Source organism: Desulfovibrio sp. 3_1_syn3, assembly GCF_000145315.2.
Taxonomy (GTDB): domain Bacteria; phylum Desulfobacterota; class Desulfovibrionia; order Desulfovibrionales; family Desulfovibrionaceae; genus Desulfovibrio; species Desulfovibrio fairfieldensis.
In genome coordinates, this window is the sequence record NZ_ADDR02000001.1 from 2,212,515 (window position 1) to 2,225,414 (window position 12,900).

A 12,900-nucleotide genomic window follows, 5' to 3' on the forward strand; every position below is an offset into this window, starting at 1 on the left:
ATGAGCGGCACGTTCGCGGATCTGGCCGCACAGTTTCCTCCTTTGGAGGCCGCCCGCGCGGACGGTTTGCTCTGCGCGGGCGGTGATCTGCAACCCGCGCGGCTGCTGGCGGCCTACAGCCTGGGAATTTTTCCCTGGTACGAGGAGGGCTTGCCCATTCTCTGGTGGTCGCCTGATCCGCGTTGCGTGCTGCCCCTGGAGGATTTTTGTCTGCCGTCCCGCAGCGCCCGCGCGTTGCGCCGCCGTCCCTTTGAGCTTACCCTGGATGCGGCCTTCGGCGAGGTCATCCGGGCCTGCGCCGGATTGCGAGCAAATGGGCACGGCACCTGGCTCACGCCGGAGATGATCGCGGCCTATGAACGTCTGCACGCCCTGGGTTATGCACATTCCGTGGAGTCCTGGCGGGATGGCGCACTGGTCGGCGGTCTGTACGGAGTGGCCTTGGGCCGGGCCTTTTTCGGCGAGTCCATGTTTCACCGTGAATCCGAAGCCTCCCGCGCGGCCCTGGCCGGGCTGGTGGCCCTGTTACGGCTGCGCGGGGCCGTAGTGCTGGATTGCCAGCAAGAGACCCCGCACATCATGCGGATGGGCGGGGTCATGCTGCCGAGGGCGGCGTTTCGGGAGCGGCTGGCAAGGGCGCTGGCCGCCGAGGGATGGCGGGAAGAGCGAGAGGCAAGGGAGCCGGACGCCCTTCGGCGAGAAATCCGCGCCGTTCCCTGGGCCCCCTGGAAAACGGCCTACGCCTATTCCGCCATCAACGGTTCGTGGATCGCCAGATCATAAAAGCCGCGCGCCACAAAGGGCAGGGGATAGTTGGGCACGGCCTCGAAGCGGATGAAGCCCGTGCTCTTGCCCTCGGGAATGCCGCTCAGCGGGGCCACGCCCAGCGGCACCGGCAGATCCAGCGGGCAGACGGTGATTTTTTCAATGTGCTCGGCATAGCGCTGTTCGAGGTAGTCCACCAGGGCCCGGCTTTCCTCTTCAGTAAAGGCTTCCAGAATGCAGCGCAGGGCGGCTTCCTCGGTGGCACCCTGCAACACCTGGGGCGGCACCGCCGGATCGGGCGGGCCCACCAGATTTTTGCCTTGCAGGGCCGCCAGCTCCTCTTCCGTGGCCCCGTGGCGGAAAATGTGCACTTCCACATGGCGGCGGCCCTTGAAGGCGCTCAGGGTGGCGGCCACAATATAAACCCTGTCCAGCAGGGCATCGGACGGCGCGGCAATACTCTGTTTTTCCATAATCGTTCCTGTCTTGTTTGTGTGGCGTGTTCCAACGCCTCCCTTTTACCCCAAAAGCCATCTCTATGGAAGATAAGTCAACCACTCCTTTCAGTTTGCAGACCGGCTACACGCCCATGGGCGACCAGCCTGAGGCTATAACCGCCCTGACTGACAATATCCGGGCCGGTGTGCCCGCGCAGGTGCTCCTGGGCGTGACCGGCTCGGGCAAAACCTTCACCATGGCCAATGTGATCGCCCGCTGCAATCGCCCGGCCCTGGTGCTTGCGCCCAATAAAACCCTGGCCGCTCAGCTCTACAATGAATTTCGCGAGCTTTTTCCGCGCAATGCCGTGGAATATTTTGTGAGCTATTACGACTACTACCAGCCCGAGGCCTATGTGCCCGCCTCGGATACCTACATCGAGAAAGATTCCTCCATCAACGACAATATAGACAAGCTGCGCCATGCGGCCACTCACGCCCTGTTGACCCGGCGCGACGTGGTCATCGTGGCCTCGGTGTCCTGTATTTACGGCCTGGGTTCGCCGGAATACTACGCCAAGATGGTCATTCCCGTGGAAGTGGGGCAGCGTCTGCCCATGGACGATCTGATCACCCGTCTCGTGGAAGTGCATTACGAGCGCAACGACTATGACTTTCACCGCGGCACGTTCCGGGTGCGCGGAGACGCTCTGGAAATCATTCCGGCCTATCATCACGAGCGGGCTCTGCGTCTGGAGTTTTTCGGCGACGATATCGACGCCATGCGCGAAATCGACCCGCTCACCGGCGAAGTGCTGGCCGAAGTGGGCAAAACCGTGCTCTACCCGGCCAGCCACTTCGTTTCGGCCCAGGACAACCTGAAGCGCGCGGCCGGGGACATCCGCGATGAACTGACCGCGCGGCTCACGTACTTCAAGGAGCACGGCAAGCTGGTGGAGGCCCAGCGCCTGGAACAGCGTACCCAGCTGGATCTGGAAATGATCGAGGAACTGGGCTACTGCAACGGCATTGAAAACTACACCCGCCATCTGGACGGCCGCAAAACCGGCGAGCCGCCGTCCTGTCTGCTCAATTACTTTCCGCGCGATTTTCTGCTCTTTGTGGACGAATCGCACATTACCATTCCCCAGGTGGGCGGCATGTTCAAAGGCGACCGTTCGCGCAAGCAGACCCTGGTGGAATACGGCTTCCGCCTGCCCTCGGCCCTGGACAACCGGCCTTTGCAGTTCGACGAATTTACCTCCCTGCTCAATCAGGTGGTGTATGTTTCCGCCACGCCGGGCCGCTACGAGATGGACCAGGCCCAGGGCATCGTGGCCGAACAGATCATCCGGCCCACCGGTCTGGTGGACCCGGAAGTGGAGATCCGCCCGGTCAAGGGCCAGATGGAGGATCTGCTCAGCGAGTGCCGGGCCAGGGTTACGCGCGGCGAGCGCGTGCTGGTGACCACTCTGACCAAGCGCATGGCCGAGGATCTGACCGAATACTGTTGCAATATGGGCGTAAAGGCGCGCTATCTGCATTCGGACATCGAGACCCTGGAGCGTCTTCAGATTATCCGGGCCCTGCGTATGGGCGAGTTCGATGTGCTGGTGGGCATTAACCTGCTGCGCGAAGGCCTGGATATTCCGGAAGTTTCCCTGGTCTGCATTCTGGATGCGGACAAGGAAGGCTTTCTGCGTTCCACAGGCTCGCTGATCCAGACCTTCGGCCGTGCCGCGCGCAATGCCCAAGGCCGGGTGATTCTCTATGCCGACAAGGTGACGGCCTCCATGAAGGCAGCCATGGACGAAACCGGCCGCCGCCGCGCCAAGCAGACGACCTACAACGAAGAGCACCACATCACTCCCCGGAGTACGACAAAAAGTCTTGAATCTCCGCTGGATACGCTGTATGTGGATAACGATGCGGCCAAGGGCCGGGGCAAGGGGCGCGGTAACGGTAAAGCCAACGTCAAGGCTGATGCCGCGCCGCTCACCGCCGAAGATACGGCAGCCCTGGTGCTCAAGCTGGAAAAGGAAATGCGCCAGGCCGCGCGCGATCTGGAATTTGAACAGGCCGCGGAACTGCGTGACCGCATCCGCGCTTTGCGCGCCCGGCTTATTGCCCTTCCCGAATAAAGGAAGTGCTGATTAATGCTCTGACCTTGGCAACGGCCAGAAATCCTTATTAGTCAGTACGTGCTAAAGGCTTTCCCTATGTCCCCTCAGAACAAGCCCCCTGTCGAGCAGCATTCGCTTCTCGCACCGCAGCCTTCGGCGCAGGAGCGCGAGCGCGCCCGTCGGCTCAGCGCCGAGCTGGAGCGCCATAATTATCTCTATCACACTCTGGACGCGCCGGAGATCAGCGATGAACAGTACGATGCCCTGTTCCGGGAGCTGACGGAGCTGGAAGAGCGCTGGCCCGGCCTGCGCAGCCCGCATTCGCCCACCTTGCGGGTGGGCGGCAGGCTGCTTGATGGTCTGGCCAAAAAGGCACACCGCCGCCGGATGTACGGCCTGGACAACGTGTTTTCCGACGAGGACTGGCGCGACTTTGTGGAGCGCATGCAGCGCGCCTGGGATGCGGAACTTAACGGCCCTCTGCCGCTGGGCTTCTGGTGTGATCCCAAGCTGGACGGCCTGGCTCTGGAAATCATCTATGAGAACGGCCTCCTGATTGAAGCCCTGACCCGCGGCGACGGCGAAATCGGCGAAGTGGTCACCGAAGCCGTGCGCACCATCCGCACCGTGCCCCTGCGCCTGAGAGGGGAGGGCCCCTTTCCGGCCCGCCTGGAAGTACGCGGTGAAGTGGTCATGTTCAAAAAGGACTTTGAGGCCCTCAACGCCCAGCAGGAGGCCTTGGGCCGAAAAACCTTTGCCAATCCGCGCAACGCCGCCGCAGGCACCTTACGGCAGCTGGACATTTCCGTTACCGAATCCCGTCCCCTGCGCTTTCTGGCTTACAGCCTGGGCGAGGCGGACTGGGCTCCGGCGAAACCCTGCCTGTTTCAGCATGAACTCATGGCGCGTTTAACGGCCTACGGTTTTCTGACTCCCCCCGACGGCAGGCTCTGCGCCGGAGCGGACGAGGTGGAAGCCTACGCGGCCTGGGTGCGCGAACACCGTCAGGATTTTCCCATGGAAATCGACGGAGCTGTGGCCAAAGAGGATAATCTGGAAGCCCAGGAGGCGCTGGGCTTCACGGCACGCGCGCCGCGTTTCGCCGTGGCCTTTAAATTTCCGGCCATGCAGGCTGAAACCCGGCTCACGGGCATTGACATTCAGGTGGGCCGTACCGGCGTGCTTACGCCCGTGGCCGTACTGGAGCCCGTGCCCGTGGGCGGGGTCATGGTTTCGCGGGCCACCCTGCATAATGAGGATGAGATCCGCGCCCGCGACGTGCGCGTGGGTGATACGGTCATTGTGCAGCGCGCCGGGGACGTGATCCCCGAAGTGGTGGGGCCGGTGCTGTCCAGGCGTCCGCCCGACGCCGTGGAATTCGTCTTTCCGCACACCTGCCCGGCCTGCGGCGAAGCCGTGCACCGCGAGCCCGGCGAGGCTGCCTGGCGCTGCGACAATCTCTCCTGTCCGGCGGTGCGCCTGCGCGCCATCAGCCATTTCGTGTCCAAAGCCGGTTTGGATATCCAGGGGGTGGGCCAGAAATGGATCGCGCAACTGGTGACCTCGGGCCGGGTGCAATCTCCGGCGGACCTGTTTACACTGAAGGCGGAAGAGCTGCTGGACTTTGAACGCATGGGCGAGGTGCTGGCCCGAAAGTTCGTGGATGCTCTGGACGAGGCCAGGCATACGGCCACGTTACCGCGCCTGATCAGCGCCCTGGGCATCCGTCATGTGGGCGAGCAGACCGCGCGCCTGCTGGCCGGACATTTCCGCGATCTGGACGATCTGGGCCGGGCCGACGCCGAAACCTTGCAGGCCTTGCCCGACGTGGGGCCGGAGGTGGCGGCCTCCATCCGTAACTTTTATGAAAGCCCGGCCAACCGGGCGCAGCTGGAGCGCTTCCGCGAGATGGGGCTCTGGCCCCTGAGCCCGCTGGCGGACGCAAACAGCGCGGAGACGGCACAAACGCAGGTCGGGCCGTTACAGGGCAAAAACATACTTTTCACCGGCACGCTCTCTCTGCAGCGCGGCAAGGCCCAGCATCTGGCCGAAGCCGCCGGGGCCATTCCGGCGGGAAGTGTGAATAAAAAACTGGATTTTCTGGTCGTGGGCGACAAGCCGGGCAGCAAGCTGGACAAGGCGCGTACCCTGGGCATCGCCGTGCTGGACGAGGCGGGCTTCCGCGAACTGCTCGCCGCTTCGGGGATACCCCTGGACCATGCAACAGAGTGAGGCCACACATGAGCACAGCCATTATCGTCGTGGGCGCCAACGGGCGCATGGGCAGAACCATCAGCGGTCTGGCAGCCAACGATCCGGCATACACGCTGGCCGGTCTGGTGGACAGCAAGGAACACCTGGACGCGCTGTCCGGGGCAGGCTGCCCTGTGGCGGATTCGCTGGAGGCTTTGCTGCCGCAGGTTCCGGGCGCGGTGGTCATTGACTTCACGGTTCCGGCCGTCAGCTTGCACTCGGCGCGCGTGGCGGCTCGTACCGGGCACGCCCTGGTCATCGGCACCACGGGCCTCACCGGGGAGCAGAAGGACGAACTGCGTGCTCTGGCTGAAAAAGCGCCGCTTTTCTGGTCCTCCAACATGAGCATCGGCATCAATGTGCTGCTGAAAATTCTACCGGAACTAACCAAGGCTCTGGGCGAAAGCTATGACATCGAAATGGTGGAACTGCACCATAACCGCAAAAAGGACTCTCCCAGCGGCACGGCTCTGACCTTGGGCGAATGCCTGGCCGAGGCGCGCGGCTGGAAGCTCCCGGACGTGCGCTGTTCCTCCCGCGACGGCATTATCGGAGAGCGGCCCAAGGCCCAGATTGGTATCCAGGCCATCCGGGGCGGCGATGTGGTGGGCGTGCATACCATTTATTTCATGGGACCCGGCGAGCGCATCGAAGTGAGTCACCAGGCCCATTCGCGCGAGACTTTCGCCCAGGGGGCCCTGCGCGCCGCCGCGTGGCTGTCCCGACAAAAGCCGGGGAAGCTTTACGGCATGCAGGATATGTTTTGACGACATCGACACACGAGAGCTTTTGAAAGGCAGTCCAATGGGGCTGCCTTTTTGCTGTGCCGGGTATTAAAAATATCCAAACGCTTTTGCGGATTTTCCATGAAAGTATCGTAAGGCGAATTCGCTTCACGCGATACTTTCAAGCGCAACATGCCCGACTTCCCCCTTACGCCCGGTTCATGCGCAGCACCGTACCCACGATCAGCAGGCCGCCTGCGGTCATGCGCGGGCCCGGCGTTTCGCCGAACAGCAGCCACGCCGCCAGGATAGCGTACACCGGCTCAAGGCTGATGATTACGGCCGCCCGTCGGGCTTTGAGCGCGGCCAGACTGCTGACGTACAGGCTGTAGGCCAGAGCCGTGCAGATCAGCCCGAGGCAGGCGATCCAGAGCCAGTCCAGATCGGAAACGGACGAAAACTGTTCGGCGGTAAAGGGCAGCAGGCAGACGATAATGACCAGATTCTGCCACCAACAGGCCTGGGTGCCGGACATATTGGTGGCTGTACGGCGGTTGGCGATAGCCACCAGGGCGTAGACCGCGCCGGAAAGCACGCCCCAGGCCAGACCGGCGGTAGTGGCGTCGGCCAGGGAAAAACTGGGCGTGATCAGCGCCAGACCGCAACTGACCAGAAACATGCAGGCGTATTCGCGCCCGCTGGGCTTTTCCCGATAGGCCAGCGCCTCGAACAGGGTTGTGAAGCCCGGAAAGCAGGCAAAGCCCAAGGTGCCCACGGCCACGCCGCCCAACTGAATGCCCATGAAGAAGGTGACGAAGTGGACGGTCAGCAGCGTGCCGCTCAGGGCAAGCCCCGCCAGCTCCCGGCAGCGCAGCCCCTGCCAGGGCGCATGACGGCGAGCCAGGCAGAGCAGGCTCAGCGCGCCCACGGCAAAAAACGCCCGACCGCAGACCAGCATGGCCGGGGTGCAGGCGCAGAGTTTGCCGAAAATGCCGGACAGGCCGAAAAGTACTGTGGCGGCGTGCATCCGCAGCAGGGCGGATTTGAGCGCGCGGGAAGCGTCCGTTTCTCCTTCGGATCGGGGCGTCATGGCTCCTCCTCAAGTCCGCCTTGGGCAGGGTTCTGATCGTGTGCGCTGAAGCTCCGCGCTGCGCAAGCAAGTGGGCCGCAAGTGGGCCGTCCGCCGTACAGGCGGAACCAACTGGAAATGTTTCTGAAATCATGTCTAGATCATGTCTTGAATTTTTCTGCAAGGTAGTGTAGCCACTAAAACAGATGCGTTTTGAAAGTGTTTATTTTCAAAGCTGTGACGCTGCCCTTACCTCATCGCTGCTGTCGCCACCCACAAGCCGCACTGCGAGAATGGCTGGCGTTCTAGAGCAGATTACCTTTGAAATTTTACAAATTTCAAAGGTGGCATTCCGGCGAAAAACGTGGTTTTCGCCAGAATCCACGCCGCTTCGCGGCGCGCCGCACCGTGTGCGGCGTTAGAGCAATTTCAAAGTGAAATTCTCTAAAAAAGCGATTTTCATTGGGGTCGGGCGCGGGTGTCTGCATTTTTGTTCCCGATGCCCGTAAGCCCTTCGGGCCAACGGACACGGTCCTACGGCCGCTCTTCGGGGCAGTCTCGCAGTCGCCGGGCATGTTACATTTTCAATGTAAACATGCTCCAAGAAAGCAGGTGGCGCATAACATAAAAATGATACCCGGTTCACAGGCCGGGCCGCACGTAAGTATCGGGGGCATCCATGCCGCAGGTTGCAGCACGCATCAATGATGATCAGGAACGCTGGCTCAAAGATTATTTTCGCACCAAAAGCGCCGGAGCGGAATTTATTCTGCCTTGGGCGGTGGATACTTTTTTTCGGGCCATTACCAGCATCAAACACATGTTCAGCGCGGCCGAGCTGAAAACCATCGTGGAAGCCCACAAGGACATGAAGCTGATGCCCGATCACACCCGGCTGTCCTACCTTTTGCTGCGGGTGACGGATGCCTGTGACGTCAATAATGTGCATCTGCGCCATGGGGCCAGCAAATCCAGCCTGGAATCAAAACTCAAAGGGCTGGACGACACGCAGGCCACGGCCCTGATGGTCTGGGCCTCGGCCTTCTGGGTCAGCCGCAACTGCTCTGCGGAAAATATGGACGAATACATCCGGGCCTATTGAGCTTCCAGCCCGCCGTTATCCCTTCAGGAACAGACAGAAATATCCCAGAATTTTCCAGGCCGCCCGCGCGGCCTTTTTTCAGATCGCGGCCTCTCGGCATTGTTGCGCGCCTGAGCGGCCAAGCCAAAGGCGGAAATATGCTTCAGATTCTGCGGGCCAAGCTGCACGGCATTCACGTGACCGGTTGCGTGCTGGATTATCACGGTTCCATTACGCTTGATCCCGAGCAGTGCGCCCTGGCGGGCATCTACCCACTGGAATTTGTCAATATCTGGAACAAGAACAGCGGACAGCGCATTTCCACCTATGTGATCTACGGCGAGGCCGGTTCCCGCTGTTGCATCCTCAACGGCGCGGCCGCGCGTACCTGCCAGCAGGGCGATGAACTGATCATCAGCGCCGTGGAGTACGTCAACGGCCCCAAAGATATCTATGCCAGAAAGCCTGTGGTGCTGACTTTCGACGCCGGTAACGCCGTGCTTGAGCGTTTGCGCTATGTGGTGGGAGGCGAGGAAAGCGGGGAATTTACCTTCAACGTCGTTGAAGAGCCCATGTAGAACATTGCCCTGTTACGGGCTTGGCTATTCATTGTACAGGGTCAGATAGAGGTCGCCCTGCCAGGGGCCTACGCGCTTGCCCAGACCGCGCAGGCGCACGGGCTTGCCCACCGCGAAATCCGGCGGCAGGGTGATTTCCACCGTATGCAGTTCGCCGGAAAGTCCCCGGCGGATCTGCAGGCGCACGCGCCTGCCCGGAGCAAGCCGGGCTGTGGGCAGGGTCAGGCTCTGCTCCTCGTCAATCTGGCGGCGCAGCCAGTCTTTGACCACGCCCTTGACGCCCTTGTTGAAGTCCAAATTCCATTTGGGTGTGCCCCAGGCCAGATTGCCCTGGTGCAGCTTGGTGCTTTTTTTCTCTTGGGCTGCCGGGCGGGGCTGGGCCGCATTCTTGGGGGCTTCATTCTGATGCTGGTCGGCCTGCTGGCGGTTCAGCTCGCTGTAAATGTCCTCAAAGACACGCCGGGCAAAAGGATCATTAAGCAGATCCCGCAGTACATCCTGTTCGGCGTAGGCGTTGGAGGCGTTTCCGGCTTGCTGCGCAGTCGGTTCGTTCCGGGGCTCCGTCTGAGATTCATTCCGCGTGTCCCGGGAGGTGCCGGACGCCGCCTGACTATTCGCTTGTGCCGAAGTCCGGGCTTCCTCGCGCGGCGCTCCCTGGCTGTTGCCCGAGGGCGCGCCGGTCGGCTGTTCCGTCTGTTCGCGGCGCTCTTCCGCCTGCGCTTCGCCGGAGGCCGCCGGGCCTTCCGCCCGGGCCGCGCGGCGGGCCTGATCCTTGCGTCTGGCGTCCTCGACTGGTTTGAGTACGGCAGAAAGAGCCACATAGGCTTCATTGAGCAGCTGGAACTGACGGCTGGCGTCGGCATTGCCGGGGTTCAGATCCGGATGGAGCTCAAAGGCGCGACGGCGATAGGCCCGTTTGACGGCCTGCAGATCCGCGCCCTTATCGAGCTTGAGGATTTCGTAGCATTCCTTGACGGAGAGCTGGCGGGGGCGGCGTCGCATCGTAGTTACTTAAGGATCAGCGCGTTGGCTTCACAGGAAGGGTCATGGGCCAGCAGGCCTTCTTCGCGCAAATAGGCGAGACCCCGGCGGGCGAATTCGGCATGACGCACTTCGGGCGCGATGCCGGGGCAGAAGTCCTTGGCCAGGGCCAGACTGGCCGGATCTTCGATATTGCCCCGAAAAAAAGGCCAAGCCCGACAGATGGCAGGCTTGCCTTCATGCACGCCGCAACCCTGGCCGTCCCGGAAAAAGATACAGCGGCCGTCGTCGCCCGTGCGGATTTTGAGTTTTCCACCCGAGTGTTCGCCGTAGCGTTTAACGGCCTCTTCCGGCGCGAGATGCAGAAATGCGGCAAGACGCGTGAGGTCGGCGGGGCTGACCACAATGCCGCCGCGGCCTTCACAGCAGTGGCCGCACATGCGGCATTGAAACACAGTTTCCGTGCTCTCGGAAGCCATGAACAACCAACCTTATGCTTGCTGTTCCGCCGCGCTGCCAAGCAGGCGGGCGTGTTCCACCATCAGGCAGGCGTTTTCCACCACGGCCACGCCCGCCGCCTCAAGCAGTTCCCGCGCTTCGGGCGAGACAATGCCTGACTGCATCCAGAAAACTTTGGGCCGCCAGGGCAGGGCCAGCACTTGGCGCGCGTGCTCCGGGCAATACTGCGGCGCGCGGAAAACATCAATAATATCGACGGGCTTGGGCAAGGTTGCCAAGTCCGGGTAGGCCGCAAGCCCCCAGACCGTGGCGCGCGCGGGATGTACCGGCCATATCTTGTAACCCTGTCCCAGCAGATAGCGGCCCACGCCGTCCACCGGCTGGCCGGGCGTATCTTTGGCCCCCAATATGGCAATATCTTTGGCGTTGCGTAACAGGGCGCGCAACCATATGTCGTCAGTCATGGCAAAATCCGCCGAAGGTGTGACGCTGAAGGCAGCCGTCCGGCAATCCCGACGGCATGTTCCATGTTTGTAATTTATCACCTTAGCTGGCTCCGGCAAAATGCGCAAGCGGACATGCCGCCGCGCCGGGCAGATTGGCGTCTTGCCAGAGAACCGGGCCTGTGGTACGCCGCGCGGCATGGAACTTCGGAAAGAGGAAAACACAACAATGGCGCAATCTACTGGGAAACAAGCGCGCGGCTGGGCCTGGGCCGCCGCCGTGCTGACGCCTCTGGCCTATCTGCTGTTCTACACGCCCTACGGCATGGACACCACGGATTTCGGCTATTTTTACGGTTATGCCTGGCGCATTCTGGAAGGGCAGGTGCCCTATCGGGATTTTTATTACATCAAGCCCGCGCTGCCTTTGTACTGGCATGCTTTCTGGATGTGGCTCACGCCGGAGAACGTCAACGTGCTGGCGGGCAAGGCCGGTTTCGTGGCGGGCATGCTGGCGGCTTCCTGGTTCGCGGCACTTTTTCTGAACAGGCTCTTCCGCCTGGAGGCCTTGGGTCTGCCCTTGCCTCTGCTGGCTACCTGCGGCTTCGTCTGGGGCGTGCACAGTTTCCCGCATATGCCCTGGCATACGGTGGACGGCATCCTTTTCGCCGGAGGGGCCCTCTGGGCCGCCGTGAGCGGCTGGCCCGCAGCCGCCGGACTGCTGGCGGGCTGCGCCATGCTTTGCAAGCAGTCCTTTTTGCTGGTGCCCCCGGCGGTGGTCCTGCTGATCTGGCTGATCCGGCCCCGGTGGCGGGAAGCCGCATACTGTCTGGCCGCCTGGCTGGGCCTCGTGGCTCTGGCCTATGGCCTGCTGTATCATGCCGGGGCCCTGGCCGCGTTTTCGCGCATGACCACGGGCCAACTGGATATCCGCGAAGCCCTGGACGCGGGCATTTTCATTTATCTGCGCCAGAGCTGGTGGCTGCCAGGATTGGCCGTTCTGCCCTGGCTGGCAGCCAAGTTGCTCAAAAAGCCTTTGCCCGCCGCCCCGCAACCGGCCTACATCTATCTTTTGCTGCTGGCGCTCTGGTATATCCGGGAAGTGCTGCGCACGCAGACCTGGATCGGCTATGGCCTGTCCTGGCCCACCCTGTTCGTCGTACTGGGGGGCCTGTGCGTGCTCTTTCCCCAGGTCTTCCTGACGCCCTGGCTGCGCGACGTCGCGTCGCCGCATCCGCGCTGGCGGGCCAGCGTGGGCCTGGGCGCGGGCCTGCTGGCGGCTTGGTCTGTCGCCATCAGCGGCGGCTACAAGATCCCGGCTTTTTTCGCCGTGCCCCTGCTTTTTTCTTTTTTCTGGTGCACGCCCGTCTGGGCGGCAATGTGCGCGTTCTGGCCTGGGCCAGCCTGCTGACCGGTCTGCTGATCTTTGGGGTCGGGTATCAATACCCCTATGTCTTTCCGGTGCGGCCCATGCCCCGCGCCGCGCTGAACTTGGACGCCGGGCAGATCTACCCCAAGGCCGGCAGCGTCAGGGTGGACGCGGACATGTACGCCAGACTGGCGGAACTCAAGGCTCTGCGGGCCAAATACGGGCCGAACTACAAAACCATGCCCGGCTTTTCCTTTGCCTACTACCTCAACAACGATAGGCCGGTCTATGGCTCCGACTGGCTCATCGACTGGGAAATCAACGCCGAGGTGGAAGCCCTGTATCAGGAACTGCTGGATAAGAAGCTCACGGTTTTCATGGAACGGGATCAGCTGGACACGCGCAAGGCCGACGCCTATGACCGCGCCGGGTACTCCGTGCCGCAGCGGGTGCGCCATGAGTGGCGGGTGGTGGAAGAAACGCCCCACTTCGTGGTGTTCCAGCCGCCGTCGGCGCAGAAGGGGAGCGCCGGAGCAAAGCTCCCCGCGCCGTCGAAACCGTAGCTGAAGCAAGGATAAATCAGAGCAGGTTAGCTTTCAAAGTTAATCTGCTTCAGA

13 protein-coding genes are annotated in these 12,900 nt (G+C 62.1%); 8 read left to right on the forward strand and 5 right to left on the reverse strand.

Annotated features, from left to right (window positions below):
- A complete protein-coding gene (aat, locus tag HMPREF0326_RS09265) occupies positions 1-783 on the forward strand; it encodes a leucyl/phenylalanyl-tRNA--protein transferase (RefSeq protein WP_009301694.1) in 783 nt (260 codons plus the stop codon).
- Here the strand turns inward: aat and HMPREF0326_RS09270 are convergent.
- Positions 744-1,238, reverse strand: coding sequence for a hypothetical protein (locus HMPREF0326_RS09270; protein ID WP_008684327.1), 495 nt, complete (start codon positions 1,236-1,238; stop codon positions 744-746). The genes aat and HMPREF0326_RS09270 overlap by 40 nt on opposite strands.
- A gap of 65 nt (positions 1,239-1,303) precedes the next feature.
- Here HMPREF0326_RS09270 and uvrB point away from each other — a divergent pair, with 65 nt between their 5' ends.
- The 3 genes from uvrB to dapB all read left to right on the forward strand — a co-directional run bounded on the left by uvrB (position 1,304) and on the right by dapB (position 6,345).
- The gene (uvrB, locus tag HMPREF0326_RS09275; protein WP_008684326.1) at positions 1,304-3,343 is read left to right on the forward strand and encodes an excinuclease ABC subunit UvrB; all 2,040 of its coding nucleotides are present in this window, start codon (positions 1,304-1,306) and stop codon (positions 3,341-3,343) included.
- Positions 3,344-3,421: 78 nt separating this feature from the next.
- Positions 3,422-5,557, forward strand: a complete 2,136-nt coding sequence (ligA, locus tag HMPREF0326_RS09280) for an NAD-dependent DNA ligase LigA (RefSeq protein ID WP_008684325.1) — start codon at positions 3,422-3,424, stop codon at positions 5,555-5,557.
- Between the two features lie 8 nt (positions 5,558-5,565).
- Positions 5,566-6,345, forward strand: a complete 780-nt coding sequence (gene dapB / locus HMPREF0326_RS09285; protein ID WP_008684324.1) for a 4-hydroxy-tetrahydrodipicolinate reductase — start codon at positions 5,566-5,568, stop codon at positions 6,343-6,345.
- 166 nt (positions 6,346-6,511) lie between these two features.
- Here the strand turns inward: dapB and HMPREF0326_RS09290 are convergent, their stop codons facing one another.
- Positions 6,512-7,393 carry a DMT family transporter gene (locus tag HMPREF0326_RS09290; RefSeq protein ID WP_008684322.1) on the reverse strand — a complete coding sequence of 294 codons (882 nt, stop codon included), beginning with the start codon at positions 7,391-7,393 and terminating at the stop codon, positions 6,512-6,514.
- A 658-nt stretch (positions 7,394-8,051) separates the two neighbouring features.
- Here HMPREF0326_RS09290 and HMPREF0326_RS09295 point away from each other — a divergent pair.
- Complete coding sequence (locus tag HMPREF0326_RS09295) at positions 8,052-8,474, forward strand: hypothetical protein (protein WP_008684318.1); 423 nt, start codon at positions 8,052-8,054, stop codon at positions 8,472-8,474.
- Between the two features lie 137 nt (positions 8,475-8,611).
- Positions 8,612-9,031, forward strand: a complete 420-nt coding sequence (locus HMPREF0326_RS09300; protein ID WP_008684313.1) for an aspartate 1-decarboxylase — start codon at positions 8,612-8,614, stop codon at positions 9,029-9,031.
- Between the two features lie 24 nt (positions 9,032-9,055).
- Here HMPREF0326_RS09300 and HMPREF0326_RS09305 read toward each other — a convergent pair whose 3' ends face one another.
- From HMPREF0326_RS09305 to HMPREF0326_RS09315, 3 genes are read right to left on the reverse strand one after another with little or no spacing between them, the layout of a single operon-like run.
- Positions 9,056-10,033 carry a J domain-containing protein gene (locus tag HMPREF0326_RS09305; protein WP_008684311.1) on the reverse strand — a complete coding sequence of 326 codons (978 nt, stop codon included), beginning with the start codon at positions 10,031-10,033 and terminating at the stop codon, positions 9,056-9,058.
- Positions 10,034-10,038: 5 nt separating this feature from the next.
- On the reverse strand, positions 10,039-10,491 hold the full coding sequence (locus HMPREF0326_RS09310) for a YkgJ family cysteine cluster protein (protein ID WP_008684309.1): 453 nt from the start codon (positions 10,489-10,491) through the stop codon (positions 10,039-10,041).
- A gap of 12 nt (positions 10,492-10,503) precedes the next feature.
- A complete protein-coding gene (locus tag HMPREF0326_RS09315; protein WP_008684307.1) occupies positions 10,504-10,935 on the reverse strand; it encodes a CoA-binding protein in 432 nt (143 codons plus the stop codon).
- Positions 10,936-11,143: 208 nt separating this feature from the next.
- Here HMPREF0326_RS09315 and HMPREF0326_RS09320 point away from each other — a divergent pair, with 208 nt between their 5' ends.
- Both HMPREF0326_RS09320 and HMPREF0326_RS09325 read left to right on the forward strand, forming a co-directional pair.
- Positions 11,144-12,325, forward strand: a complete 1,182-nt coding sequence (locus tag HMPREF0326_RS09320; RefSeq protein WP_020990469.1) for a hypothetical protein — start codon at positions 11,144-11,146, stop codon at positions 12,323-12,325.
- On the forward strand, positions 12,295-12,846 hold the full coding sequence (locus tag HMPREF0326_RS09325; RefSeq protein ID WP_035072936.1) for a hypothetical protein: 552 nt from the start codon (positions 12,295-12,297) through the stop codon (positions 12,844-12,846). The genes HMPREF0326_RS09320 and HMPREF0326_RS09325 overlap by 31 nt, the downstream gene beginning before the upstream one ends.
- The last annotated feature ends 54 nt before the right edge of the window (positions 12,847-12,900 follow it).

What these genes read in the sequence shown, in the direction of transcription:
- aat (WP_009301694.1), top strand. Translation starts at nt 1, where the DNA reads ATGAGCGGCACGTTCGCGGATCTGGCCGCACAGTTTCCTCCTTTGGAG.
- HMPREF0326_RS09270 (WP_008684327.1), bottom strand. Translation starts at nt 1,238, where the DNA reads ATGGAAAAACAGAGTATTGCCGCGCCGTCCGATGCCCTGCTGGACAGG.
- uvrB (WP_008684326.1), top strand. Translation starts at nt 1,304, where the DNA reads ATGGAAGATAAGTCAACCACTCCTTTCAGTTTGCAGACCGGCTACACG.
- ligA (WP_008684325.1), top strand. Translation starts at nt 3,422, where the DNA reads ATGTCCCCTCAGAACAAGCCCCCTGTCGAGCAGCATTCGCTTCTCGCA.
- dapB (WP_008684324.1), top strand. Translation starts at nt 5,566, where the DNA reads ATGAGCACAGCCATTATCGTCGTGGGCGCCAACGGGCGCATGGGCAGA.
- HMPREF0326_RS09290 (WP_008684322.1), bottom strand. Translation starts at nt 7,393, where the DNA reads ATGACGCCCCGATCCGAAGGAGAAACGGACGCTTCCCGCGCGCTCAAA.
- HMPREF0326_RS09295 (WP_008684318.1), top strand. Translation starts at nt 8,052, where the DNA reads ATGCCGCAGGTTGCAGCACGCATCAATGATGATCAGGAACGCTGGCTC.
- HMPREF0326_RS09300 (WP_008684313.1), top strand. Translation starts at nt 8,612, where the DNA reads ATGCTTCAGATTCTGCGGGCCAAGCTGCACGGCATTCACGTGACCGGT.
- HMPREF0326_RS09305 (WP_008684311.1), bottom strand. Translation starts at nt 10,033, where the DNA reads ATGCGACGCCGCCCCCGCCAGCTCTCCGTCAAGGAATGCTACGAAATC.
- HMPREF0326_RS09310 (WP_008684309.1), bottom strand. Translation starts at nt 10,491, where the DNA reads ATGGCTTCCGAGAGCACGGAAACTGTGTTTCAATGCCGCATGTGCGGC.
- HMPREF0326_RS09315 (WP_008684307.1), bottom strand. Translation starts at nt 10,935, where the DNA reads ATGACTGACGACATATGGTTGCGCGCCCTGTTACGCAACGCCAAAGAT.
- HMPREF0326_RS09320 (WP_020990469.1), top strand. Translation starts at nt 11,144, where the DNA reads ATGGCGCAATCTACTGGGAAACAAGCGCGCGGCTGGGCCTGGGCCGCC.